The organism is Citrobacter sp. RHB35-C17 (assembly GCF_013816795.1).
Classification (GTDB): domain Bacteria; phylum Pseudomonadota; class Gammaproteobacteria; order Enterobacterales; family Enterobacteriaceae; genus Citrobacter_A; species Citrobacter_A amalonaticus.
Genome location: NZ_CP057150.1, coordinates 3,046,139 through 3,071,908, shown reverse-complemented (window position 1 = coordinate 3,071,908; position 25,770 = coordinate 3,046,139). Strand labels below are relative to the sequence as shown.

The window sequence follows — 25,770 nt, the reverse complement described above, 5'->3', positions numbered from 1 at the left end:
GTATCTTTGCATAACATCGCGACCAACACTGGAAGCAGCGGGGGTTGCGTGTACCACCTGCGGTGTTTACTACTTATAAAAGACGGGCCACGGAGGCTACATTATGTTGAGTATTTTTAAACCAGCGGCGCATAAAGCTCGCTTGCCTGCAGCGGAGATCGATCCGACATACCGCCGGCTTCGCTGGCAAATATTCCTGGGGATATTCTTTGGCTATGCCGCGTACTATCTGGTGCGCAAGAACTTTGCCCTTGCAATGCCTTACCTGGTCGAGCAGGGGTTTTCACGCGGTGATTTAGGTTTTGCCTTGTCGGGGATCTCTATTGCCTACGGATTTTCGAAATTCATCATGGGGTCGGTTTCGGATCGCTCGAATCCGCGCGTTTTCCTGCCAGCCGGTCTGATTCTGGCCGCGGCAGTGATGCTGTTCATGGGCTTTGTACCGTGGGCGACATCGAGCATTGCCATTATGTTCGTGCTGTTGTTCCTCTGCGGATGGTTCCAGGGAATGGGCTGGCCGCCGTGCGGACGCACCATGGTGCACTGGTGGTCGCAGAAGGAACGTGGCGGGATTGTCTCCGTCTGGAACTGTGCGCATAACGTCGGTGGCGGGATCCCTCCGCTGCTGTTCCTGCTCGGGATGGCCTGGTTTAACGACTGGAAAGCTGCCCTGTATATGCCAGCGTTCGGCGCCATTCTGGTGGCTATTTTCGCTTTCGCGCTGATGCGTGATACGCCGCAATCCTGTGGCTTGCCGCCTATCGAAGAGTACAAAAACGACTATCCGGACGACTACAACGAGAAAGCGGAAGAAGAGCTGACCGCGAAGCAGATCTTCATGCAGTACGTTCTGCCGAATAAACTGTTGTGGTACATCGCGATTGCGAACGTGTTTGTTTATCTGCTGCGTTACGGCATTCTCGACTGGTCTCCAACCTATCTGAAAGAAGTGAAGCACTTTGCGCTGGATAAATCCTCCTGGGCCTACTTCTTCTATGAATATGCAGGGATCCCTGGCACGCTGCTGTGCGGCTGGATGTCGGACAAAGTGTTCCGTGGTAACCGTGGCGCGACCGGTGTGTTCTTTATGACCCTGGTGACGATCGCTACCATCGTTTACTGGATGAACCCGGCAGGTAACCCGACCGTCGATATGGTTTGTATGATTGTGATCGGCTTCCTGATTTACGGTCCGGTGATGCTGATTGGTCTGCATGCGCTGGAACTGGCACCGAAAAAAGCCGCAGGGACGGCAGCGGGCTTTACCGGTCTGTTTGGTTACCTCGGCGGTTCCGTGGCGGCTAGCGCCATCGTCGGCTACACCGTGGACTTCTTCGGCTGGGACGGCGGTTTCATGGTGATGATCGGCGGCAGCATTCTGGCGGTGATTCTGTTGATTGTGGTGATGATCGGCGAAAAACGCCACCATGCTGAGATGCAACTGAAACGCAACGGGGGCTAAGTGAATGAAAAAAACACTGAAAAACCTGAGCCTGACGCTGATGATGGCGGGCGCGGTAATGGGAAGTCATGCCCTGGCCGCCAGCAACACGGATAAAGTTGTGATTGCCCACCGTGGCGCGAGCGGCTACCTACCGGAGCATACGCTGCCCGCGAAAGCGATGGCCTACGCGCAGGGGGCGGATTATCTGGAACAGGATCTGGTGATGACGAAAGACGACCAACTGGTCGTCCTGCATGACCACTATCTTGATCGCGTGACGGATGTCGCCGAGCGTTTTCCGGATCGTGCGCGCAAAGACGGTCGTTATTACGCCATCGACTTTACGCTGGACGAAATCAAATCTCTGAAATTTACCGAAGGGTTTGATCTGGAAAATGGCAAGAAGGTGCAAACCTATCCTGGCCGTTTCCCGATGGGTAAATCGGATTTCCGCGTGCATACCTTTGCTGAAGAGATCGAGTTTGTTCAGGGACTGAACCATTCTACCGGCAAGAACATCGGTATCTATCCGGAGATCAAAGCGCCGTGGTTCCATCATCAGGAAGGGAAGGACATTGCGACGAAGACCCTGGAAGTGCTGAAACAGTACGGTTACAGCGACAAGCAGGACAAAGTCTATCTGCAAAGTTTTGATGTAGCAGAACTCAAGCGCATCAAAAATGAGCTGGAACCTAAAATGGGGATGGATCTGAACCTGGTGCAGTTGATTGCCTATACCGACTGGAATGAAACCCAGGAGAAGCAGCCGGACGGCAGTTGGGTCAATTACAACTACGACTGGATGTTTAAACCCGGGGCGATGAAGCAGGTGGCGGAATATGCGGACGGCATCGGTCCGGATTACCACATGCTGATTGACGAGAAGTCGACGAAAGGCAATATCGTCCTGACAGATATGGTGAAAGAGGCCCACCAGAATAAGATGGCGGTTCATCCTTATACGGTGCGCGCCGATCAGTTGCCGGAGTACACGACGGATGTGAATCAGCTGTACGACATCCTCTACAACAAAGCGGGCGTGGACGGGCTGTTCACCGACTTCCCCGACAAAGCGGTGATGTTCTTACGTAAAGAGTAACAACCGCGTTATCCCTCTCCACTGCACCCCAAAGGCGGGCAACCGCTGAGTAAGGTGCAGTTTTTTTTATCTCTTTTCCTGCCGGTTTAATGCAAAAAAGCACACGTCAGATCAAGAAGTCCGTAGCCGATCATGAATTTCTTAAGATTTCCTTAAGAAGAAGATTTATATTTGTTCGATAAATAATTTATGTCGTTACTGTAACGGATGGTCACAATGGCGCAGGCAGCAGTGCAGGATGAGTTTGAGAGCTGGTGGGCAACGGAAGGCGATTGGGTCGAAGAACCGAATTATCGACGCAAAGGGATGAGCGGTGTGCAATGCATCGAACGTGACGGGAAGAAATTGTATGTGAAGCGGATGACACAACACCTGTTTCACTCGGTACGCTATCCTTTCGGACGTCCGACGATTGTGCGCGAAATCGAGGTGATCAACGAACTGGCCCGCGCGGGCGTTATCGTGCCGAAAATTGTCTATGGCAACGCGACAAAAGTTAACGGTGAATGGCGTGCGCTGCTGATCACCGAAGATATGAAAGGCTTTGTGAGCATCGAAGAGTGGTATAAACAGCATACAGTGACGCCGTATCCTGATGAGGTGCGTGATGCAATGCTAAAAGCGGTCGCGCTGGCCTTTAAAAAGATGCACAGCGTCAATCGTCAGCACGGCTGCTGCTACGTAAGACATATCTATGTGAAAACGGAAGGGACGGTAGAAGCCGGGTTTTTAGATCTGGAAAAAAGCCGTCGTCGTTTGCGCCGCCATAAAGCGGCGCACCATGACTTCTCTCAGCTTGAGAAGTACCTGAGTCCCATCCCGAAAGCGGACTGGGAACAGGTGAAAGCGTATTACTACGCGCTGTAACGCGCGCTACATCTCAATTTCGATGTCGCCTTTTGCCCTGCAACAGCAGGGCAAAATTTCGCCGGGCTGAATGAATGCTAACGGCTCGGCGATCCAGTCCACTTGACCTGCAACCAGACGGCAGCGGCAAGAGCCGCAATAGCCTTCGCGGCACTGATATTCCACTTCAACGTTGTGCGATTCAAGCGCGGCGAGCAGGGAAGGGTGTTCATCCTGGCACAGCAACTGTGTGCCAGTGATGCGCAGTGTGACGCGTCCCATCAGAGCTGGAAGTTACTCAGATCGTCGGTATCGACTTCAGAGTCGATCTGCCCGACCAGATAAGAACTCACTTCCACTTCCTGCGGGGCCACCTGAACGTTATCGGACACCAGCCAGGTGTTGATCCACGGGATCGGGTTGGAACGGGTCTGGAACGGCAGATCCAGACCGACCGCCTGCATACGAATGTTGGTGATGTATTCGACGTACTGGCACAGAATGTCTTTGTTCAGGCCGATCATTGAACCGTCGCGGAACAGATAGTCTGCCCACTCTTTTTCCTGCAGGGCGGCCTGCACAAACAGGTCATAGCACTCCTGCTTACACTCTTCGGCAATTTCCGCCATTTCCGGATCGTCAACGCCGCTGCGCAACAGGTTCAGCATGTGCTGAGTGCCAGTCAAGTGCAGCGCTTCGTCACGGGCAATCAGGCGAATGATTTTAGCGTTGCCTTCCATCAGTTCACGCTCGGCGAAAGCGAATGAGCAGGCGAAGCTGACGTAGAAGCGGATTGCTTCCAGCGCGTTGACGCTCATCAGGCACAGATACAGTTTTTTCTTCAGCGCACGCAGGTTCACGGTGACGGTTTTGCCGTTCACGGTGTGCGTCCCTTCGCCCAGCAGGTGCCAGTAGCTGGTCATCTCAATCAGCTCATCGTAATAGCTGGAAATGCCTTCCGCACGTTTCTGGATCTGCTCGTTGGTGACGATGTCATCAAACACAATAGCCGGATCGTTAACGATATTACGAATGATATGGGTGTAAGAGCGCGAGTGAATGGTCTCGGAGAAGGCCCAGGTTTCGACCCAGGTTTCCAGTTCCGGAATGGAGATCAGCGGCAGCAGTGCCACGTTCGGGCTACGCCCCTGAATAGAATCCAGCAGCGTCTGGTACTTCAGATTGCTGATAAAAATGTGTTTTTCATGCTCTGGCAGCGCCTGGTAGTCGATGCGGTCGCGTGAAACGTCAACCTCTTCAGGACGCCAGAAGAAGGAGAGTTGTTTTTCGATCAGCTTTTCGAAGATGTCATATTTTTGCTGATCGTAGCGGGCCACGTTAACCGGCTGACCAAAAAACATCGGCTCCAGCAGTTGATCGTTTTTCGTCTGTGAAAATGTGGTGTATGCCATTGAAGTGAGTCCTGTCAGCTGTGTAATGCCGGATGGCGCTTCGCTTATCCGGCCTACAACATCCGATTGATTTTGTAGGCCGGATGAGGCTTTTCGCCGCCATCCGGCAACAGATTAAATCTTACATGCGCCGCTTTCGCAGCCATCGTCCTGAATGGATGGCACCAGATCGTCCTGGGCATCTTCCGCGCCGTCGCGGGTGTTCTGATAATACAGCGTTTTGACCCCGAACTTATAGGCGGTGAGCAGGTCTTTGAGCAACTGCTGCATCGGCACTTTTCCGGACGGGAAGCGCGACGGATCGTAATTGGTGTTGGCTGAAATCGACTGATCGATAAACTTCTGCATAATCCCGACCAGTTGCAGATAACCGTCATTCCCCGGCATTTCCCACAGCAGCTCATAGGCGTTGCCCAGGTGCTCGTAGTCCGGCACGACCTGACGCAGGATGCCGTCTTTCGACGCTTTAATGCTGACGTAACCGCGCGGCGGCTCAATACCGTTAGTGGCGTTCGAGATCTGCGAAGAGGTCTCGGACGGCATCAGGGCAGAGAGCGTTGAGTTACGCAGACCGTGGGTCTTGATGGACTCACGAAGCGCTTCCCAGTCATGATGCAGCGGTTCACTGGTGATGGCATCCAGATCTTTCTTGTAAGTATCGATCGGCAGAATGCCCTGTGCGTAGGTGGTTTCGTTAAACCATGGGCAGGCGCCTTGTTCAATCGCCAGTTCGTTAGAGGCCTTCAGCAGATAGTACTGAATGGCTTCAAACGTTTTGTGCGTCAGGTTGTTGGCGCTGCCGTCGGAGTAACGTACGCCGTGCTTCGCCAGATAGTAAGCGTAGTTAATCACGCCAATACCCAGCGTACGACGCCCCATCGCACCACGTTTGGCAGCCGGGATCGGGTAGTCCTGATAATCTAACAGCGCATCAAGGGCACGAACGGCCAGTACCGCCAGCTCTTCCAGTTCCTCGAGGCTGTTGATTGCTCCCAGGTTGAACGCGGAGAGCGTACACAGGGCGATTTCACCGTTTTCGTCGTTCACATCCATCAGCGGTTTGGTTGGCAGCGCGATTTCCAGACACAGGTTGGACTGGCGCACCGGCGCGACCTGCGGATCGAACGGGCTGTGGGTGTTGCAGTGGTCAACGTTCTGAATATAGATACGCCCCGTAGAGGCGCGTTCCTGCATCATCAGCGAGAACAGTTCAACGGCTTTGACACGCTGTTTGCGGATGCTATCGTCTTTCTCATATTTCGTGTACAAACGCTCGAACTCGTCCTGATCGGCGAAGAACGCATCATACAGGCCAGGGACGTCGGACGGGCTGAACAGGGTAATGTCTTCCCCTTTCAGCAGACGGGTGTACATCAGTTTGTTGATTTGTACGCCGTAGTCCATGTGACGCACGCGGTTGCCTTCCACGCCACGGTTGTTTTTCAATACCAGCAGGCTTTCCACTTCCAGATGCCACATCGGGTAGAACAGCGTGGCCGCACCACCGCGTACACCGCCCTGAGAGCAGGATTTCACGGCGGTCTGGAAGTGCTTGTAGAACGGGATACAGCCGGTGTGGAACGCTTCGCCGCCGCGAATCGGGCTGCCCAGCGCACGGATACGACCGGCGTTGATACCGATACCAGCACGCTGGGAAACGTATTTCACAATCGCGCTGGAGGTGGCGTTGATCGAGTCCAGGCTGTCGCCGCACTCGATCAGCACGCAAGAGCTGAACTGACGCGTCGGGGTACGAACGCCGGACATGATCGGCGTCGGCAGAGAAATTTTGAACGTCGACACCGCGTCATAAAAACGTTTGACGTATTCCAGACGGGTTTCGCGCGGGTAATTCGAGAACAGGCAGGCTGCTACCAGAATATAGAGGAACTGGGCGCTTTCGTAGATCTCACCGGTGACACGGTTTTGTACCAGATATTTCCCTTCCAGCTGCTTAACGGCGGCGTAGGAGAAGGTCATATCACGGTCGTGTACGATGAACGAGTCCATCTGCTTGAACTCTTCTTCCGTGTAGTCTTCCAGCAGATGATTGTCGTATTTGCCCATTTCAACCATTTTCACCACATGGTCAAACAGTTTCGGCGGTTCAAATTCGCCGTAGGCTTTTTTACGCAGATGGAAAATCGCCAGACGCGCAGCCAGATACTGATAATCCGGCGCATCGCGGGAGATCAGGTCCGCCGCCGCTTTAATGATCGTTTCATGGATATCGGAGGTCTTGATACCGTCATAAAACTGGATGTGGGAGCGCAGTTCGACCTGAGAGATCGATACGTTATTCAGTCCTTCTGCCGCCCAATCCAGAACCCGATGGATTTTGTCGAGATTGATGCGCTCTGTACTACCATCACGCTTTGTCACCAGCAGACTCTGATTCATGTGGTTTTTTACCTGTCCGTGAAAGAAAAAATATCCCCTGCATTATCCACAATGCCACCTTGTGACTAACTCTGTGGATAAATACTATATGTAGGGGTTGAGTGTTAAAGTAAACGCTATATGGTGAGTATTCTAGTAGGGATTCTTTTCAGCACAAGAGTTGATTTTGAGGTTAAATTGAGGTTGCAAAAGGGTAAGAAAGGCTAAGTGCACGTCGCATAAGGCCTGGCGGGGATGTCAATAATTCATAAAAAAAATAGATAATTTGATCGAGTGCTGATTTCTTCAACGAAGGTGTAGAAAGTTCTCATGATCTGGCGCAATTTTTGTAAGCCGGATGGCGACAGTAATGTTGTATCCGGCCTACAGGCACATCTTTGTAGGCCTGATAAGCGAAGCGCCATCAGGCAGGGGGCTTATTCCGCTTTTGCGGTGGTATGCACCATATAGTTCACATCAACGCCAGGGCCAAGCTTGAAGGTGTTGGTGATGGGGTTGTAGTGCAACCCGGTCATATGGCGCTCCTGCAAGACCGTCTGATCCACCCAACCTAGCAGCTCCGCAGGTTTAATAAATTTCTTCACATCATGGGTCCCTTTCGGCACCATGCGTAAAATATATTCCGCACCGACAACCGCCATCAGCCAGGATTTGCCATTACGGTTGAGCGTTGAGAAGAACACCTCGCCGCCGGGTTTCACCAGCTGCGCGCAGGCGCGGACCACCGATTGCGGATCGGGCACATGTTCCAGCATCTCCATACAGGTTACCACGTCATACTGATGGGCATGTTTTGCCGCGTGTTCTTCCACGGTTTCCTGCACGTAATCCACCTGAATACCACTTTCCAGCGCATGCAGTTTTGCTACCTGCAAGGGCTCAAACCCCATGTCCAGACCGGTCACTGTGGCGCCTTCACGCGCCATGCTCTCTGCCAGAATGCCGCCGCCGCAGCCGACGTCGAGCACCTTTTTACCAAACAGGCCGCCTGAGCGTTCAGCAATATAACCCAGCCGCAGCGGGTTAATGCGATGCAACGGCTTAAATTCGCCTTCCAGATCCCACCAGCGCGACGCGACTGCTTCAAACTTGGCAATTTCTTCATGGTCAACGTTGTGGTTTACCGGTGGTTTTACGGCATTCATCGGGGCTTTTACTCCTTATAGGGCTAGTGACAGGAGTATATCAGTCCACGCGGGTGAATAAAGCTTATTGGTTTACCTCAATCTCTGCGGTTGTGTTATAATTTGCGACCTTTGAATCCGGGATACAGTAGAGGGATAGCGGTTAGATGAGCGACCTTGCGAGAGAAATTACACCGGTCAACATTGAGGAAGAGCTGAAGAACTCTTATCTGGATTATGCGATGTCGGTCATTGTTGGCCGTGCGCTGCCGGATGTCCGAGATGGCCTGAAGCCGGTACACCGTCGCGTACTTTACGCCATGAACGTATTGGGCAATGACTGGAACAAAGCCTATAAGAAATCAGCCCGTGTCGTTGGTGACGTAATCGGTAAATACCACCCGCATGGCGACTCTGCGGTATACGACACCATTGTCCGTATGGCTCAGCCGTTCTCGCTGCGATATATGCTGGTGGATGGCCAGGGGAACTTCGGTTCCATCGATGGCGATTCCGCGGCGGCGATGCGTTATACGGAAATCCGTCTGGCGAAGATTGCCCATGAGTTAATGGCCGATCTGGAAAAAGAGACGGTTGATTTTGTCGACAACTATGACGGCACGGAAAAAATCCCTGACGTTATGCCGACCAAAATCCCGAACCTGTTGGTAAACGGTTCGTCCGGTATCGCAGTAGGGATGGCGACCAACATCCCGCCACACAACCTGACGGAAGTGGTTAACGGCTGCCTGGCGTATATCGACAATGAAGACATCAGCATTGAAGGGCTGATGGAATACATCCCGGGTCCGGACTTCCCGACGGCGGCGATCATCAACGGTCGTCGCGGTATTGAAGAAGCCTATCGTACCGGTCGCGGTAAAGTGTACATCCGTGCCCGCGCGGAAGTGGAAGTAGACGCGAAAACCGGTCGTGAAACCATTATCGTGCATGAAATTCCGTATCAGGTGAACAAAGCGCGCCTGATCGAGAAAATCGCGGAACTGGTAAAAGACAAACGCGTTGAAGGCATCAGCGCGCTGCGTGACGAGTCTGACAAAGACGGTATGCGCATCGTGATTGAAGTTAAGCGCGACGCGGTCGGGGAAGTGGTACTGAACAACCTCTACTCCCAGACTCAACTGCAGGTCTCTTTCGGTATCAACATGGTGGCACTGCACCATGGTCAGCCGAAGATCATGAACCTGAAAGACATCATTTCAGCGTTTGTGCGCCACCGCCGTGAAGTGGTGACCCGCCGTACCATTTTCGAACTGCGTAAAGCCCGCGATCGTGCGCATATCCTTGAAGCACTGGCGATTGCGCTGGCGAACATCGACCCGATCATTGAACTGATTCGTCGTGCGCCGACCCCGTCGGAAGCGAAAGCCGCATTGATCGCACGTCCGTGGGATCTGGGCAACGTGGCTGCGATGCTGGAACGTGCTGGTGACGACGCTGCGCGTCCGGAATGGCTGGAGCCAGAATTCGGCGTGCGTGACGGTCAGTACTACCTGACAGAACAGCAGGCCCAGGCGATTCTGGATCTGCGTCTGCAGAAACTGACCGGCCTTGAGCATGAAAAACTGCTCGATGAATACAAAGAGCTGCTGGAACAGATCGCGGAACTGCTGCACATTCTGGGCAGCGCCGATCGCCTGATGGAAGTGATTCGCGAAGAGCTGGAGCTGATCCGCGATCAGTTTGGCGATGAGCGTCGTACCGAAATCACCGCGAATAGCGCTGATATCAATATCGAAGATCTGATCAACCAGGAAGATGTGGTTGTGACCCTGTCTCATCAGGGCTACGTGAAGTATCAGCCGCTGACCGACTACGAAGCACAACGTCGTGGTGGGAAAGGCAAATCGGCTGCACGTATTAAAGAAGAAGACTTTATTGACCGTCTGCTGGTGGCCAACACCCATGACACGATCCTCTGCTTCTCCAGCCGGGGTCGTCTGTACTGGATGAAGGTTTATCAACTGCCAGAAGCGAGCCGTGGTGCGCGTGGCCGTCCGATCGTCAACCTGCTGCCGCTGGAAGCCGACGAACGTATTACCGCTATCCTGCCGGTTCGTGAGTACGAAGAGGGTGTGAACGTCTTTATGGCGACTGCCAGCGGTACGGTGAAGAAAACCGCGCTGACCGAATTCAGCCGCCCGCGTTCTGCCGGTATCATTGCGGTGAACCTGAACGATGGCGACGAACTGATTGGTGTGGATCTGACCTCCGGTTCTGACGAAGTCATGCTGTTCTCGGCGGCGGGCAAAGTGGTGCGCTTTAAAGAGGACGCCGTCCGTGCGATGGGCCGTACTGCGACTGGCGTACGAGGCATCAAGCTGGCGGGCGAAGACAAAGTCGTCTCCCTGATTATTCCACGTGGTGAAGGCGCGATCCTGACCGTGACGCAAAATGGTTACGGTAAGCGTACGGCGGCGGAAGAGTATCCGACCAAGTCCCGTGCGACGCAGGGCGTTATCTCTATCAAAGTGACCGAGCGCAACGGTTCTGTTGTTGGCGCGGTGCAGGTTGATGATTGCGACCAGATCATGATGATCACCGATGCCGGTACGCTGGTGCGTACTCGCGTGTCGGAAATCAGCGTGGTAGGACGTAATACTCAGGGCGTGATCCTCATCCGTACGGCGGAAGATGAAAACGTGGTGGGTCTGCAGCGTGTGGCTGAGCCGGTGGATGACGAAGAACTCGACTCCATCGACGGTAGCGCGGCGGAAGGGGATGATGATATCGCCCCGGAAGCGGAAACCGACGACGATGTCGCCGATGACGCTGACGAGTAATCGGCGAGTTTAACGACTGCACAAAAGGGAGGCGCTGCCTCCCTTTTTTTCGTCCTGAATTCACCATTTCCCCTCGCCAAAAGGTCCTGTCCGGTGACTTTTTCCTTCATGTATAAAAATACAAAATAAAATGAATAATTATAACTCTGTGAAGGTGCTCACTGTTTGTGCAGCCATTTCCCGTTAACTTTCCTGTTACCAAACCGCGATATTTACGAGCCCTTACTGCCAGGAGAACTGAAAAATTATTAAATAACATCATCTGAATTCTTAAAGACAAAAGCGTTGGCTGCCTTCATCTGTCAATACACTTCTGACGGATGAATATACTTATACCTACACGTTGGGAGTTAACTATGATAGTTGAAATAGCAGAAGGCTTTATCCATCTTTTCCAGAGCGCAGGTAAGATATTCTCCGGGATGATCGTCAGTACCATTCCGATGCTGATAACCTTAATTTTGACCGTTAATTTTATTATGAAATTAATTGGCCAACAGCGAATGGAAAAAGTCGCCACCCTGATGGGGAAGTCAAAAATATTAACCTATGGAATTTTGCCGAGTTTTGCCTGGTTCTTTCTTAGCAGTCCGGGTGCGCTGACGATGGGTAAATTTCTGCCCGAACGTTGTAAACCCGCTTATCAGGATGCGCTGGGCAGCACCGTACACCCGCTGACCTCTCTGTTCCCACACATTGTGCCATCTGAACTCTTTATCTGGCTGGGCGTCGCCGCTGGCCTGACGCGACTCGATCTACCGGTTGCCGACCTGGCATTACGCTATATCGCTGCGGGTATTCTACTCGGTTTTATCCGTGGTTTTCTGACGGAATATATCTTCACCCGGCTGGAGAAACGCGAACTTAATCAGGAATAAGGGAAAACAATGAAAGTACTATTTTCGGCTGACGTCGTAAAGGCTGGAAGAAAAGTGGAAGAGGGACTGCTTAATGGCATGTTGATTACCTTTAATGACCATGCTCCGGAAGATTATCTCGATTATGTCCTGGTCATTAAGAATATTGTTTGTGATGTTACCCCATTACAAAAAACAATGGATTATGTTCTGCAGATTAATAATCAGACCTGGAATATAACCTGCTGGGGAGAGGCCGCATGGCAAAATTTATGCGAGTTAGGTCATGTGACAGTGGTATTTGACGGGGCTGAAAAGCCAATAGCCTATGGTTCATTACACGTTAACAGTCATTGTTCTCCATCCGTAAATGAATTGATTGGCCCATTGACAATAATGAGGAAAACCAATGAAAACCGTACTGATTAAAAAAGGTCATTCAGGGATTGGCGATGACATGTATTTATCTCGCGATACCCGCATGGTCATCCTGTCGCTTACCGGCAAAACCATTGATCCGGTCGCGAAAAAACTGGGTGAAATGCTGGAAATGACCGTGGTTAACGGCTTTGACGCCATGCCGGATGATAAGAAAATCCTTTGTGTGGTCATCAACTGTGGCGGTTCACTGCGCTGCGGCATTTATCCGCAGAAAAGAATCAAGACAATCAACGTACTCCCTACCGGTGCGATGGGGCCGCTGGCGAAATATATCACCGAAGATATTTACATCTCTGATGTCAGTCTTGAATCGCTTTCGCTGATTGAAACCATTAATCAACCGGTAACCGGGGAGGAAAACGTTGAGCTCAGTGATCCTCTCCCGGCAGACCATGCCTGTGCCGTGGCTCACGAACGCGTGGAGGCAAAACCACGCGGTTCCGCGACCAACACCGCGCTGGAGTTGATGACGCGTTTTGCGACGGGAATCGGTAACTTTGTCAGCCTGCTCTACTCCTCGGCGCGTGAATCGGTCGAGCTGTGTATTAAAAACGTGATCCCCTTTATGGCCTTTATCTCGGTTCTGATCGCTCTGGTTCAGGAGACCGCGATTGGTCAGTGGACCGGGAATGCGCTGTCGCCGCTTGCCGGATCGTTAACCGGTCTGTTTGTGATTGCGATTATTTGTGGTCTGCCCTTCATCTCTCCCATTCTGGCTCCTGGCGCGGCGATTGCGCAGGTCGTTGGTGTGCTGGTAGGAACGCTAATCGGTAGCGGGGTGGTTTCACCGCTGATGGCGTTGCCGGCGCTGTTCGCGATTAACGTCCAGGTCGGTGCCGATTTCATTCCCGTTGGGCTTTCCATGCAGGAGGCGAAAGAGAAGACCATTCGTCTTGGCGTGCCCTCTTTCTTGCTGTCACGGATGATTACCGCGCCTCTGGCGGTGGCCATCGGTTATCTGTTTTCGTTTGGCTTGTTTAACTGAGGAAATGTGTAATGAACAAAATCAATGCCGCGGTGGTGGGGGCCGGTATTTATGGCAAACATCATATCAATGCGTATCACTATAATCCGTGGGTGAACCTGGTGGGGTTTTGCGAGATCAATCCGGACATCCGCGCCAACGTTGCGGCGGAGTTTCAGGTGCCTGGTTATGCCTCGCTGGCAGAGTTGTTTGCCGCGACGGACGTTGATCTGGTATCAATCGCGACACCGGATCCGTTCCACTTTGATGCCACGATTGAAGCCATCAGGGCGGGCAAACATGTGCTGATAGAAAAACCGATGGCGACAACGTCAGCGGAATGTCGGGAAATCATCCGCTGTGCGCAGCAACAAGGAGTGAAGATTGGCGTTGATTACCACAAGCGTTGGGACGGGATGGCACAGCATATTCACCATGAGTTGCTGAAACCCGAAACCGGTCAGGTCCTGCGTGGCTATATGAGCATGGACGATATTATCGACGTGCCGAAAAACTGGCTGTCATGGGCGAATGAGAGTTCTCCCGTTCATTTTCTCGGAACGCATTGTTTTGATTTGATTAGATATTATATGAACGGTGCCAATGCGGTGAGCGTCTATGCGATAGGGCAGAAGAAGAAGCTGGTGGCGGAAGGCGTTGATTCCTGGGATACCATTCAGTCGTTTGTCACCTTTGATAATGGCGCGCAATGGACCGTTGAAGTGGGGTGGTGCTTACCACCTTCATTTCCCAAAGCAAACGATGGGCGTAGTTTTGTTATTACCGAGAATAACTATTATCGCGCCGATGCGCAGTTGCGGGGATATGAAATGTTCACCCCTCAGCGCAGTGCAACGCCAAATTATAATTTTATTAATTACGTTAATAATAAAGCCAGTGGCTATGGGATTCAGCCAATACATGATTTTGTTGAGCACATATTATTTGATACCCCTTATCTGGCAACCGCTGATGATGGGTTGCAGGCGACGTTAATATGTGAAGCCGTGCATCATTCGTTATCGACAGGACGTATTGTGCAGTTATAACTCATCGGTGGTTTACGCCTCATAAACCGTTTTGCTGGCTTTAATTTCTTTGATTAAGGTAGGGTTCGTTATTCCCCCTCAACCCGGTCGATGATCATTGTTTATGAGGCGCCTTTTCATTATTCATATTCAGATAGCAATATTGCAGGGCGTGGAAAAAAAGCGTGTGTAAAGACATTTTCAGTGCGGCGAAACTGAGGGGGCTGACGCTGGACTGAGGCGTATATAAGGTTACATCGGCAAGCGTCGCGCCGCTCTGATGGCAGGCGACTGCCAGTGAGGCGGCCTCATGCTCGCGAATCAAGGTAATGAGTTGATTATCCGGCTCATCTTTGAGTCCAGGAAGCAGGATCACGGAATCACAATCCGTCAGGGTGTTTGTCAGCAATGAATGGGCATTCTGGTACTCTACGGGAATGCAGACTTTACCAATATCACTATAATCCTGAATGATATTGCTGAGTAATGAACTCAGTTCTCGCGGATGACAGAAATAGAGGTTACGGCTGGAATTAATAATTTCAAAGAAAGTATTAAGGGCCGCAGGGTTATTATTATTAATAAACTCGCCAAGAATAACATTGTTTTTCGTTGCCTGGGCCGGAAGCAGTGCCTCAGGTTCGCTGCGCAGACACTTAATTAAATCATATTTAAATGAAGTAAAGCCGGTATAACCGAGAGATTGCGCAAAGCGAACAATGGAGGGTTGGCTGGTTTGCGTCTTTTTTGAAATTGCCGTCGACGTCAGTTTTTCCGCGCCCGATAATGTAGCCAGAATGTAACGGCTAATTGTTTGCTCCGCGTGCGTACCTGTTTTTACCAGTAACTGAAGTTGTTCGATAATGTTCATTGAGGTCCCTCGGTTTTGTTTATTATGACAGATACACTTTATCCTTCAAGCAGCCTCTGTGTTGGCGACGAAGCGACCCGGCTCGTCGATGAGCCTCGTCCCTTTAAGCCAGCGAAAGCGTTGTTCAAAATGCCTGCTGCCTGTTGTCCTGCGACTCGAAGGATTTAGTGTCTAACCAGGGGACCCCAGGGGTTAATTCATCCTTTCCACAATCATTGCAATACCCTGACCGCCGCCGATGCACAGCGTTGCCAGACCCAGCGTCTTATCCCTGGCGGAAAGCGCATGCAGCAATGTCACCAGGATCCGCGCGCCGCTGGCGCCGATCGGATGCCCAAGCGCAATCGCGCCACCGTTCACGTTCACCTTTTGTGGGTCGAAGCCCAGCGTCTTGCCGACGGCAAGGAACTGCGCGGCAAACGCCTCATTGGCTTCAATCAGATCGATATCGGAAAGCTGCAATCCGCATTGTTTCAGGGCTTTCTGCGTGGCGGGTACCGGCCCCATCCCCATCAGCGCTGGCGCGACGCCGCCGCTGGCATATGCCTTAATGCGTGCCAGCGGTTTCAGTCCTGCCGCCAGTGCGGCAGATTCTTCCATGACCACCAGCGCGGCCGCGCCGTCGTTGATCCCAGAGGCGTTGCCAGCGGTGACGGTGCCGGCCTTATCAAACGCCGGACGCAGTGCCGCAAGACCTTCTGCTGTTGAGTCAGCCTTGGGGAATTCGTCGCGGTCAAAGACAATGGTTTTTTTACGCGACGTGACGCTGACCGGCACAATTTCGGCCTCAAAGGCGCCAGAATGGATGGCGGCGACCGCTTTTTTCTGAGAGAGCAGTGCGAGCTCATCCTGCATGTCGCGGCTGATACCGTATTCACGGGCGACGTTTTCGGCGGTGATCCCCATGTGATAACCATGGGTGGCACAGAGCAGACCGTCACGCAGAATCACATCCGACAACTGGCCGTCGCCGAGGCGATAACCCCAGCGGGCTTTCGCATCCAGCAGATAGGGGGCTAGACTCATGTTTTCCATGCCGCCAGCAACCAGCGCCTGTGCCTGACCGGCCTGAATTGCCTGGGCGGCCAGTGCGACGCTTTTGAGCCCTGAACCGCAGACTTTGTTGACGGTAAACCCGCAGACGGTTTCGCTAAGGCCGCTTTTTAACAGTGCCTGCCGCGCCGGGTTTTGTCCCAGACCGGCCTGCAACACGTTGCCCATGATCACTTCATCCACACGTTGCGGGTCGAGTTGCGCGCGTTCCAGCGCGGCGCTAATCACAGTCGCGCCAAGTTCGATGGCGCTGGTGGTGGCCAGCGCGCCGTTGAAGCTGCCGATGGCGGTACGTACTGCGCTGACGATGACACAATTTTTCATCTTCTGTTCCTTAAAAGTGAGTCGCTGCCGTCAGAAAAAGGTCAGACCGACAACAAAAATGACACCGGAGAAAAGCAGGGCGGTGATGCAGTACCCCATGATGTCGCGAACCCCCAACCCGGCGATGGCCAGTGCGGGAAGCGCCCAGAAGGGTTGCGCCATGTTCATCCACTGCTCGCCGTAGGCAATCGCCATCACGGATTTACCCAGATCGGCCCCTAGCGCTTGCGCGGCTGGCATGACGAACGGTCCCTGAATAACCCAGTGGCCACCGCCTGACGGCACGGCAAAATTGATCAGCGCAGAGCTGAAGAAGGTCATGACCGGGAAGGTGTCTTTATTGGCGACGTTGATGAAGAACTCGGTGATGAGTCCTCCGAGACCGGAGTGCTCCATCATCAACTGGATACCGGCATAGAACGGGAACTGCACCAGGATACCGGCGGTGCTGCGCGCAGCGGCACTAATGGCGCGCATATAGGCCATCGGCGTTTTGTGCAGCAGCAGACCGGCAATCATAAACATCAGGTTGACGGTGTTGATGGTGATGTTGAACCCTTTCTCGGCGAAGTAGATCCCGAGATAAGCGATGCCTAATGCCCCAATGATCAGCGCCAGGATTCGGCTCTCTTCCAGTTTTTCGGACGGAGGCGCATCTGCTGGCAAGGTCTTCTGGAAATCAGGCTCTTCCATCAACAGTTTCGGATCGACGCTGACAACATCCGACGGTTTTGGCGTCATCATGCGGGTGATAAACGGCATGACCACAATCAGACCGAGAGTGATGAAGATGTTGAAACCGGTAAACAGGGTGTCGCTGACCGGAATCAGGCCCGCAATGTGTTCCACCGGGTTACCCGGCGTTGCCGCCAGCAGGGGCATCGAGCCGGAGAAGCCGCCGCCCCAGGTCAGAAAACCGATATAAGCGCAGGCAATCAGCAGCGGATAATCGGATCCCGGCACGCGACGGGCAACTTCACGGGCAAACATCGCTCCCACTACCAGACCGAAGCCCCAGTTGATGACGCAGGCGACGGAGCCAAAGAAGGTTACCAGCATTACGCCCTGCGCGGGCGTTTTTGCGGCAGACGCGGCAGTACGCAGCAGGTTTTTCACCGGACCGGAACTGGCCAGCGCGTGACCTGTCACGATGATCAACGCCATCTGCATCCCGAAGGCCAGCAGATTCCAGAAGCCATCCCCCCAGAAACGCACCATACTGATCGGCGTTTGCGGCGTCAGCCACAGCGCGATGCCGAACGTCAACAGCGTCAGCAGCATGGCGAAAATCAGGGGATCGGGCAGCCAGCGACTGACGAAGCGCGTCATGAAACGCGAGATACGGCCGATCATGCTTCACCTCGCTGAACGACCAGATCGGCGACAATGTCAAACTGCGCTTCTGTTTTTGCTCGCAGAGTATCGAGGTCGCACCCGTCGACGATTTCCGTCAGCCACATTTTGCCGTCGATAAAGCGGAACACGGCGAGTTCGGTAACCAGCATATGCACCGCATGCTGGGCCGTCAGTGGCATGGTGCAGTGGCGAAGGATTTTCGCCGAGCCGTCTTTCGCGCAGTGTTCCATCGCGATAATCACTTTGCGCGCTCCGGTTACCAGATCCATCGCGCCGCCCATCCCAGGGACCATTTTGCCGGGCACGACCCAGTTCGCGAGGTTAGCCTGTTCATCAACCTGCAACCCGCCCAGTACGCAGGCATCGACGTGGCCGCCACGAATCAGCGCGAATGACATCGCGCTGTCGAACATCGCCGCACCCGGCAATATTCCGCAGGGTTGACCACCGGCGTTCACCAGATCGGGATGCGCGGTCGTGACCGGTCCCAGTCCGAGAAATCCGTTCTCTGATTGCAGGGTGATATGAATGTCATCCGGCAGATAGTTGGCGACCATCGTCGGCAGGCCAATGCCTAAATTCACAACATCACCATCGCGAAGTTCTTGCGCCACACGGCGCGCAATACGTTGTTTAGCATCCATTATTTGCTCTCCTGTGGCATGACGATATGGTCGATAACGGCGCCGGGGGTGACTATCTGGTCAGGCAACAGATCGCCTGTCTCAACGAGTTCGTCAGGTTCCACCAGGGTGATATCGGCGGCGAGGGCAATAAGCGGGTTGAAGTTGCGGGCGCTGAGTTGGTAGGTCAGGTTGCCGAGTGGGTCGGCACGGTGCGCGCGGATGAGTGCCAGGTCGGCACGCAACGGTCGCTCCAGTAGCCAGGTTTTGCCGTCAAGCGTCAGGGTTTGTTTGCCATCTTCCACAATCGTGCCGACGCCGGTTGGGGTCAGGAAGCCGCCGAGTCCAGCACCGCCGCAGCGGATCTGTTCAATCAGCGTACCCTGCGGCACCAGCTGAACGTCCATCTCTTTGGCGATCATCCGACGCCCGGTTTCCGGGTTAGTGCCGATATGGGACGCAATGACTTTGTTCACCCGGCCATTGACGATCAGCGGGCCGATGCCGGTATCGACAAAGGCGGTATCGTTGGCGATCAGTGTCAGGTCTCTGACGCCGGATTCAAGTAAGGCTTCGACAAGGCGGGGCGGGGTCCCGACCCCCATAAAACCACCAACCATGATGGTCATGCCGTCACGAAAGAATCCGGCAGCGTTCTGTAAGGTAATCAGTTTTGTTTTCATTATGTTTCCCTTTTGCATACTCCATTTTGGGTACACAAAGGGAATAGCAAGCGGGATGCCAGAATGGCTAACGGACAGGGATATTAGTTAACTTGTTGAATATAATTAAATATTCATGGGGGTGTTGTGTGATCTTAGTGCGGATGCTATGCAGAATTTTGCGCACTGTGCAAAATTCTGCATAGCAGATTCTGGTTCTACAAGCCTGCCGTATCGATACCGTATTCCTGCAATTTATACATCAGGGCACGTCGACTGATGCCTAACATCAGGGCGGCGCGGGTGCGGTTTCCTTCATGCTGTTCAAGTACCTCGATAATGATCCGCTTCTCTTCGCGTTTAATCTCTTCTTTCAGATTGCGTTCACCAGGCTGTGTGGCCTTTATCTCGCTGCCACCACCCACCGGCTGGCGGAGCGGGGCAGGCAGATCTTCTGCAAAAATGACGGCGCCGGTATTCATCACCACCGCCCGCTCAATGACGTTTGAAAGTTCGCGGATGTTTCCGGGCCAGGGCCAGGTGGTAAGCATTGACATGGCTGCCGGATCGATCTCAATAATGTCGCGCTGATTTTCCGAACTGAATTTCTGCAGGAAGTGGTTAGCCAGCAGCGCAATGTCTTCCCGTCGTTCGCGCAGCGGGGGAAGTTGCAGATGAATCACATTCAGACGATAGAACAGGTCTTCACGGAAAGCGCCTTCTTTCACCATCGCATGGAGATCGCGGTTGGTGGCAGCGACGATGCGGATATCCACCTGAATCGTCTGATGCCCGCCCACGCGTTCGAATTCCCGTTCCTGCAGAATGCGCAGTAATTTAGCCTGGAGCACCAGCGGCATTTCACCAATTTCATCGAGTAGCAGCGTTCCCTGATGAGCGCGTTCGAACAGTCCCTGACGCTGAGTTTGTGCGCCGGTGAAGGCCCCTTTTTCATGACCGAACAACTCGCTTTCCAGCAGCGACTCCGGTAACGCGGCGCAGTTGATTTTGATAAACGGACCGTTTGCCCGGCGCGAATTGTAGTGAATAGCGCGCGCAATCAACTCCTTGCCGGTACCGCTTTCACCACTGATCAGAACGTTGGCCTGCGACAGGGCAATTTTCGCCGTGTCTTTGCAGATATCCATCATCCGCGGACTGTTGGTCAGGATATGTCCCCACTGCCAGCTGGTGCTCAGCGCCTGATGCAGGTTGCGGATCTCCTGTTTCATCGCCTGCAGTTGCAGGGCGCGTTGGATCAGTAAATTCAGTTCATCGAGATCGAAAGGTTTGATCACGTAATCAAACGCCCCGCTGCGTAATGCTTCGACGGCGGTTTCGACTTCGGCGTAAGCGGTCATCAGGATCACGGGGATGCGCGGCTGCTGAGTGCGCATGACTTTCAGGGCGTCGATCCCGTTCATTTCCGGCATGCGGATATCCATCAGCACCACATCCGGTGGAGCGTCGGCAAAGCGCTGCAACGCTTCCTCCCCGTTGCTGGCACAGTGCGTTTCATGCCCCTGTAGCGAAAAGGCGGTGGTGAGCATGCGACGAACGTTATCTTCGTCATCCACAATGAGGATACGGTAGCGGGTTTTCATACTGACAAGTTTCCCTGCGGGTTAATCGGTAAAATAAGGGTAAACGTCGCGCCACATCCGGGCATGCTGGCGACGTGAATATCACCCTGATGAGCATTGATAATGCGCTGGCTGAGCGCGAGTCCAAGCCCTGTTCCTGAGGCTTTGGTGGTGAAAAAGGGGTCAAAAATCTTTTTCTGTAGCGCGATATCAATCCCACCGCCGTTATCTTCAATCGCCACGGCTTGTTGCGTGGCTGAATATTGCCAGGTGCGAATGCGGATTTCACCGCGTGCGTTGATGGCCTGCACGGCATTAATCAAAAGATTGAGGATCACCTGTTTTAACAGTTCACGATCGGCAACGATGGCAGGCAGTCCCGTATCCTGTTCAAAGTTGAACGTGATCCGTGCCTGAACGCCGGAGGTTTGCACCAGAATCAGCGTCTCTTCGATCAGCGAATTGAGCAGCACTTGCTGCCACTGACTTTGTCGCGGCCGGGAGAAATCCAGCAACTGCTGAATGACTTTGTTGATGGAATCAATTTCTTTTAGTACCACGGACAGATATTCCTGATGCACAGGCAGGCTGGTTTGTTGACGGATGATCTGCACATAACCCCGGATGGCGGTGAGCGGATTACGTACCTCATGCGCCACCCCGGCCATCAGTTCACCCAAAGTGGCAAGTCTCTCGGTTTGCGCCAGGCGACGCTGCGTTTCTTTGCGGGCGGTCAGGTCGGAAAAAATCACCAGCGCACCGATCAATTCACCATTGGGGTTATGAATACGGCTGGTGGTGACACTGAGTTCAATGGTGCGGTCGCGCGCCGGAAAGCTAACTTCCTGTGCCAGATGCTCCGTCCCGTGCGCCAGGGTATCGAGAACCGGGCTGGCAAAATGCGGGTCGGAGAAGAGGGTGGCATAGGGGCGACCGACCAGTTCATTGAGCGTATAGCCGGTAATCATTTCCGCCGCAGGGTTCATGGTGGTGACATCGCCCTGTCTATCGATTGCGATCACCCCATCGGCGGCGTTTTCAATGATCAGATCGTTAAGGGTTTTCGTTTCACGCAACGTTTGCGCCAACGCGTTAACGCTGCGGCTAATTTGCCCCAGTTCGCCAGGCAGATTGGGAAGTTGTGCTGGCGTTTTTTGCGCCAGCGTCGACAGACCGTCCGTGATGATGTCGATATTGGCGCCAAGGCGTCGGGAAAACAGCACGATCAAGAGCAGGCTACAGAGCAGACCTGCCGCCAGCACCGCAATGATGCGCACGTCCATCCTCCACGCCTGACGCTGGATATCTTCCGTCAACTCATTCGCCCAGATGTAGCCCAGCACGTCGCCATCCCGGGTGATGGGGATCATGGAGTTAAGAATATCGCCGCGCACCTGGCGACCGGAAAAGACGACCGGGGCATTGCTGCGCATCACTTCGCGTCCGGGGTGATCGGCGGCAATCGTCACGCCAACGTTATTTTGGTACAGCGCGGAAGGGGCGTAGGTCACAATCGCATCCAGCGCTTTGTTATAGTAGCCCGCGCCGACGCCCGGAAATGCCTGAGTGATCCGCTCAGTGATGGGGCCGAGTTCGGTATTCAGCGCCTGAATACGTTCGTCCCGCGGCAGCGCCGTAAAATGGGTAAAGCGATCGCCCAGCGCCTGATCGAGCAGGTGTACAACGGCAGATAATTTTTTCTCTTTTTCAGATAAGACTGCTGACCGTCCTTCGGTTTCTACGATATAACCAATCGACAGCGTCGGCACGATGACCATCAGAAGCGCCATCAGGATCATCTGATTGCGTAAGCGTCGCGGGTATAACCCTCTCAAAAAGCGCATGCTGGCATCCCTGTGACCCATTTTCTGACAAACGCTAATTATCGGGGGTTGCGGCAACTGTTTCTCAGCGGTGTATCATATTCCCGCAAACGCAGGCGCGGGCATTGCGACGACGCGCATTTACCGCTACCTTAACCACACTCCATTTATCGCCTGAGGCGGAGCTTCGCCCTTTTGAAATACCTTGCATCCTTTCGCACGACCCTGAAAATCTCGCGCTATCTGTTCAGAGCGTTGGCGCTGTTGATTTGGCTGCTGATTGCCTTTGCTTCGGTGTTCTACATTGTGAACGCCTTGCATCAGCGGGAGTCAGAGATCCGCCAGGAGTTTAATCTCAGTTCCGATCAGGCCCAGCGCTACATTCAGCGCACGTCGGATGTGATGAAAGAGCTCAAGTACATCGCGGAGAATCGCCTGACGGCGGAGAACGGCGTGTTGTCTTCGCGGTCGCGTGACGATAAAACCGAGGTGCCGACCTTTCAGCCGCTGTTTGCCGATTCCGACTGCGCGGCAATGGGCAACGCCTGGCGCGGATCGCTGGAGTCGCTGGCGTGGTTCATGCGCTACTGGCGTGACAACTTTTCCGCTGCGTACGATCTGAATCGTGTATTTCTCATTGGCAGCGATAATCTCTGCATGGCGAATTTCGGCCTGCGCGATATGCCCGTCGAGCGCGATAACGCGCTGAAAACGCTGCACGAGCGGATTATGAAGTACCGCAACGCGCCGCAGGATGAATCCGGAAACAACCTCTACTGGGTGGCGCAGGGACCACGTCCAGGGATTGGCTATTTCTACGCGCTGACGCCGGTTTATCTGGCAAACCGACTGCAGGCGCTGTTGGGCATTGAACAATCCATTCGAATGGAAAACTTCTTTACGCCGGGCAGTCTGCCGATGGGCGTGACCATTCTGGATGAAAATGGGCATGCGTTGATTTCGCTGACCGGGCCGGAAAGTACCATCAAGGCGGAACCTCGCTGGATGCAGGAACGCTCCTGGTTTGGCTATACGCCGGGCTTTCGTGAGCTGGTGCTGAAGAAAAATCTGCCGCCGTCTTCGTTAAGCATCGTCTATTCCGTTCCGGTCGATCTGGTGCTGGAACGGATCCGGATGCTGATTCTGAATGCCATTCTGCTGAATGTGCTGGTAGGTGCGGCACTGTTTACCCTCGCGCGGATGTACGAACGACGGATCTTTATTCCGGCTGAAAGCGACGCCCAACGGCTGGAAGAGCATGAGCAGTTTAACCGTAAGATTGTCGCGTCCGCGCCGGTCGGGATCTGTATTCTGCGCACCGTTGACGGTATTAACATCCTCAGTAACGAGCTGGCGCATACCTACCTGAACATGCTCACCCATGAGGATCGACAGCGGCTGACGCAAATCATCTGTGGACAGCAGGTGAACTTTGTCGATGTGCTGACCAGCAATAACACCAATTTGCAGATTAGCTTCGTCCATTCCCGCTATCGCAATGAAAACGTGGCGATTTGCGTGCTAGTGGATGTTTCCGCCCGCGTCAAAATGGAGGAGTCGTTGCAGGAGATGGCGCAGGCGGCTGAACAGGCGAGTCAGTCGAAATCGATGTTCCTGGCGACCGTCAGCCACGAGCTGCGCACGCCGCTGTATGGCATTATCGGTAACCTTGATCTGCTGCAAACCAAAGAATTGCCAAAAGGGGTCGATCGCCTGGTGACGGCGATGAATAACTCTTCCAGTCTGCTGCTGAAAATCATCAGTGACATTCTCGACTTCTCGAAAATCGAATCGGAGCAGTTGAAAATTGAGCCGCGTGAATTCTCGCCACGTGAGGTGATGAGCCACATTACCGCGAACTATCTGCCGCTGGTGGTGCGCAAGCAGCTCGGGCTGTACTGCTTTATCGAACCGAATGTGCCGGTTGCGCTTAATGGCGATCCGATGCGCCTGCAACAGGTGATTTCTAATCTGTTGAGCAACGCGATTAAATTCACCGACATCGGCTGCATTGTGCTGCATGTCAGCCGCGACGATGATTATCTCAGCATTCGGGTGCGGGATACCGGCGTCGGGATCCCGGCGAAAGAAGTGGTGCGCTTGTTCGATCCGTTCTTCCAGGTCGGTACGGGCGTGCAGCGCAATTTCCAGGGAACGGGGCTGGGACTGGCGATTTGCGAAAAGCTGATCAGCATGATGGATGGTGACATTTCGGTTGATTCTGAACCAGGGATGGGGAGCCAGTTTACAGTGCGTATTCCGCTGTATGGCGCGCAGTATCCGGCGAAAAAAGGGCTTGATGGACTTGCCAGAACACGCTGCTGGTTGGCGGTGCGTAATGCGTCTTTGTGCCAGTTTGTCGAAAACAGCCTGACGCGTAACGGTGTTGAGGTGATGCGTTATGAAGGGCAGACACCAGCGAGTGATGACATGTTGATCACCGACGATGCCCTGGAACAGCCGTGGCAGGGGCGGGCAGCGGTGATTTTCTGTCGGCGCCACATTGGTATTCCACTGGAAAGGGTGCCGGGGGAATGGGTGCACAGCGTGGCGTCGCCACATGAACTGCCGGCGCTGCTGGCCCGGATCTACCGTATTGAGCTGGACGATGAGGAGCTCTCCTCCGCGTTACCGGCTCCGGAAAAAGCGGCGGCCACCAATGATGACATGATGATCCTGGTGGTTGACGATCATCCGATTAACCGCCGCCTGCTGGCCGATCAGCTGGGATCGCTCGGGTATCAGTGCAAAACCGCCAATGACGGCGTGGATGCCCTGAACGTGCTGAGCAAAAACCATATCGATATCGTGCTGAGCGACGTAAACATGCCGAATATGGATGGCTATCGACTGACACAGCGCATACGTCAGTTAGGGCTGACTTTACCGGTAGTTGGGGTGACGGCCAACGCTTTAGCCGAAGAGAAGCAACGCTGTCTGGAGTCGGGGATGGACAGTTGCCTGTCGAAGCCGGTCACGCTGGACGTTATCAGGCAGACGCTGGCGGTGTATGCGGAGCGGGTCAGGAAAACGCGAGCATAAAAAAGCCCGGTAAG

Annotated in this window: 20 protein-coding genes; 9 read left to right on the top strand and 11 right to left on the bottom strand. The window is 53.6% G+C overall.

Annotation, left to right across the window (positions count from 1 at the left end; genetic code table 11):
• Positions 1-103 precede the first annotated feature (103 nt).
• The 3 genes from glpT (at position 104) to inaA (ending at position 3,410) form a co-directional block, all read left to right on the top strand.
• Positions 104-1,462, top strand: coding sequence for a glycerol-3-phosphate transporter (glpT, locus tag HVZ37_RS14600; RefSeq protein WP_044258558.1), 1,359 nt, complete (start codon positions 104-106; stop codon positions 1,460-1,462).
• 4 nt (positions 1,463-1,466) lie between these two features.
• Positions 1,467-2,543 (top strand): glycerophosphodiester phosphodiesterase, encoded by a 1,077-nt coding sequence (gene glpQ / locus HVZ37_RS14595; protein WP_043000052.1) that lies wholly within the window; start codon positions 1,467-1,469, stop codon positions 2,541-2,543.
• Positions 2,544-2,759: 216 nt separating this feature from the next.
• Positions 2,760-3,410 carry a lipopolysaccharide kinase InaA gene (gene inaA / locus HVZ37_RS14590; protein ID WP_061069840.1) on the top strand — a complete coding sequence of 217 codons (651 nt, stop codon included), beginning with the start codon at positions 2,760-2,762 and terminating at the stop codon, positions 3,408-3,410.
• A 6-nt stretch (positions 3,411-3,416) separates the two neighbouring features.
• Here the strand turns inward: inaA and yfaE are convergent, their stop codons facing one another.
• The 4 genes from yfaE to ubiG all read right to left on the bottom strand — a co-directional run bounded on the left by yfaE (position 3,417) and on the right by ubiG (position 8,346).
• Positions 3,417-3,671 (bottom strand): ferredoxin-like diferric-tyrosyl radical cofactor maintenance protein YfaE, encoded by a 255-nt coding sequence (yfaE, locus tag HVZ37_RS14585; RefSeq protein WP_043000054.1) that lies wholly within the window; start codon positions 3,669-3,671, stop codon positions 3,417-3,419.
• Positions 3,671-4,801 (bottom strand): class Ia ribonucleoside-diphosphate reductase subunit beta, encoded by a 1,131-nt coding sequence (nrdB, locus tag HVZ37_RS14580; protein ID WP_042317865.1) that lies wholly within the window; start codon positions 4,799-4,801, stop codon positions 3,671-3,673. Before nrdB ends, yfaE begins: the two co-directional genes overlap by 1 nt.
• 114 nt (positions 4,802-4,915) lie before the next feature.
• On the bottom strand, positions 4,916-7,201 hold the full coding sequence (gene nrdA / locus HVZ37_RS14575) for a class 1a ribonucleoside-diphosphate reductase subunit alpha (protein WP_044258561.1): 2,286 nt from the start codon (positions 7,199-7,201) through the stop codon (positions 4,916-4,918).
• 416 nt (positions 7,202-7,617) lie between these two features.
• Positions 7,618-8,346 carry a bifunctional 2-polyprenyl-6-hydroxyphenol methylase/3-demethylubiquinol 3-O-methyltransferase UbiG gene (gene ubiG / locus HVZ37_RS14570; RefSeq protein WP_044258562.1) on the bottom strand — a complete coding sequence of 243 codons (729 nt, stop codon included), beginning with the start codon at positions 8,344-8,346 and terminating at the stop codon, positions 7,618-7,620.
• Between the two features lie 146 nt (positions 8,347-8,492).
• Here ubiG and gyrA point away from each other — a divergent pair, with 146 nt between their 5' ends.
• The 5 genes from gyrA to HVZ37_RS14545 all read left to right on the top strand — a co-directional run bounded on the left by gyrA (position 8,493) and on the right by HVZ37_RS14545 (position 14,440).
• Positions 8,493-11,129, top strand: a complete 2,637-nt coding sequence (gene gyrA, locus HVZ37_RS14565; RefSeq protein ID WP_044266198.1) for a DNA topoisomerase (ATP-hydrolyzing) subunit A — start codon at positions 8,493-8,495, stop codon at positions 11,127-11,129.
• Between the two features lie 356 nt (positions 11,130-11,485).
• Positions 11,486-12,007 (top strand): PTS glucitol/sorbitol transporter subunit IIC, encoded by a 522-nt coding sequence (locus tag HVZ37_RS14560; RefSeq protein ID WP_042317872.1) that lies wholly within the window; start codon positions 11,486-11,488, stop codon positions 12,005-12,007.
• 9 nt (positions 12,008-12,016) lie between these two features.
• Complete coding sequence (locus HVZ37_RS14555) at positions 12,017-12,415, top strand: PTS glucitol/sorbitol transporter subunit IIA (protein ID WP_043000058.1); 399 nt, start codon at positions 12,017-12,019, stop codon at positions 12,413-12,415.
• Complete coding sequence (locus HVZ37_RS14550; RefSeq protein ID WP_044266195.1) at positions 12,396-13,412, top strand: PTS glucitol/sorbitol transporter subunit IIB; 1,017 nt, start codon at positions 12,396-12,398, stop codon at positions 13,410-13,412. Before HVZ37_RS14555 ends, HVZ37_RS14550 begins: the two co-directional genes overlap by 20 nt.
• Positions 13,413-13,423: 11 nt before the next feature.
• The gene (locus tag HVZ37_RS14545; RefSeq protein ID WP_104446738.1) at positions 13,424-14,440 is read left to right on the top strand and encodes a Gfo/Idh/MocA family oxidoreductase; all 1,017 of its coding nucleotides are present in this window, start codon (positions 13,424-13,426) and stop codon (positions 14,438-14,440) included.
• A 94-nt stretch (positions 14,441-14,534) separates the two neighbouring features.
• On the opposite strand, the gene HVZ37_RS14540 is transcribed toward HVZ37_RS14545, so the two are convergent.
• The 7 genes from HVZ37_RS14540 to atoS form a co-directional block, all read right to left on the bottom strand.
• Positions 14,535-15,290: a MurR/RpiR family transcriptional regulator gene (locus HVZ37_RS14540; protein WP_044266191.1), complete on the bottom strand. Its 756-nt coding sequence runs from the start codon at positions 15,288-15,290 to the stop codon at positions 14,535-14,537.
• A gap of 192 nt (positions 15,291-15,482) precedes the next feature.
• Positions 15,483-16,667, bottom strand: coding sequence for an acetyl-CoA C-acetyltransferase (locus tag HVZ37_RS14535; RefSeq protein ID WP_181627640.1), 1,185 nt, complete (start codon positions 16,665-16,667; stop codon positions 15,483-15,485).
• A 30-nt stretch (positions 16,668-16,697) separates the two neighbouring features.
• Positions 16,698-18,020 (bottom strand): TIGR00366 family protein, encoded by a 1,323-nt coding sequence (locus HVZ37_RS14530; RefSeq protein ID WP_043000062.1) that lies wholly within the window; start codon positions 18,018-18,020, stop codon positions 16,698-16,700.
• Positions 18,017-18,667, bottom strand: a complete 651-nt coding sequence (locus HVZ37_RS14525) for a 3-oxoacid CoA-transferase subunit B (RefSeq protein ID WP_181627639.1) — start codon at positions 18,665-18,667, stop codon at positions 18,017-18,019. The genes HVZ37_RS14530 and HVZ37_RS14525 overlap by 4 nt, the downstream gene beginning before the upstream one ends.
• Positions 18,667-19,329: an acetate CoA-transferase subunit alpha gene (gene atoD / locus HVZ37_RS14520; protein ID WP_043000064.1), complete on the bottom strand. Its 663-nt coding sequence runs from the start codon at positions 19,327-19,329 to the stop codon at positions 18,667-18,669. Before atoD ends, HVZ37_RS14525 begins: the two co-directional genes overlap by 1 nt.
• Before the next feature lie 197 nt (positions 19,330-19,526).
• Positions 19,527-20,912, bottom strand: a complete 1,386-nt coding sequence (gene atoC, locus HVZ37_RS14515) for an acetoacetate metabolism transcriptional regulator AtoC (protein ID WP_109740415.1) — start codon at positions 20,910-20,912, stop codon at positions 19,527-19,529.
• Entirely contained in the window at positions 20,909-22,735 is a 1,827-nt protein-coding gene (atoS, locus tag HVZ37_RS14510; RefSeq protein ID WP_054175989.1) for a two-component system sensor histidine kinase AtoS, read from the bottom strand. Before atoS ends, atoC begins: the two co-directional genes overlap by 4 nt.
• Before the next feature lie 174 nt (positions 22,736-22,909).
• Here atoS and rcsC point away from each other — a divergent pair, with 174 nt between their 5' ends.
• Positions 22,910-25,756 (top strand): two-component system sensor histidine kinase RcsC, encoded by a 2,847-nt coding sequence (gene rcsC, locus HVZ37_RS14505; protein ID WP_044266185.1) that lies wholly within the window; start codon positions 22,910-22,912, stop codon positions 25,754-25,756.
• Positions 25,757-25,770 lie beyond the last annotated feature (14 nt).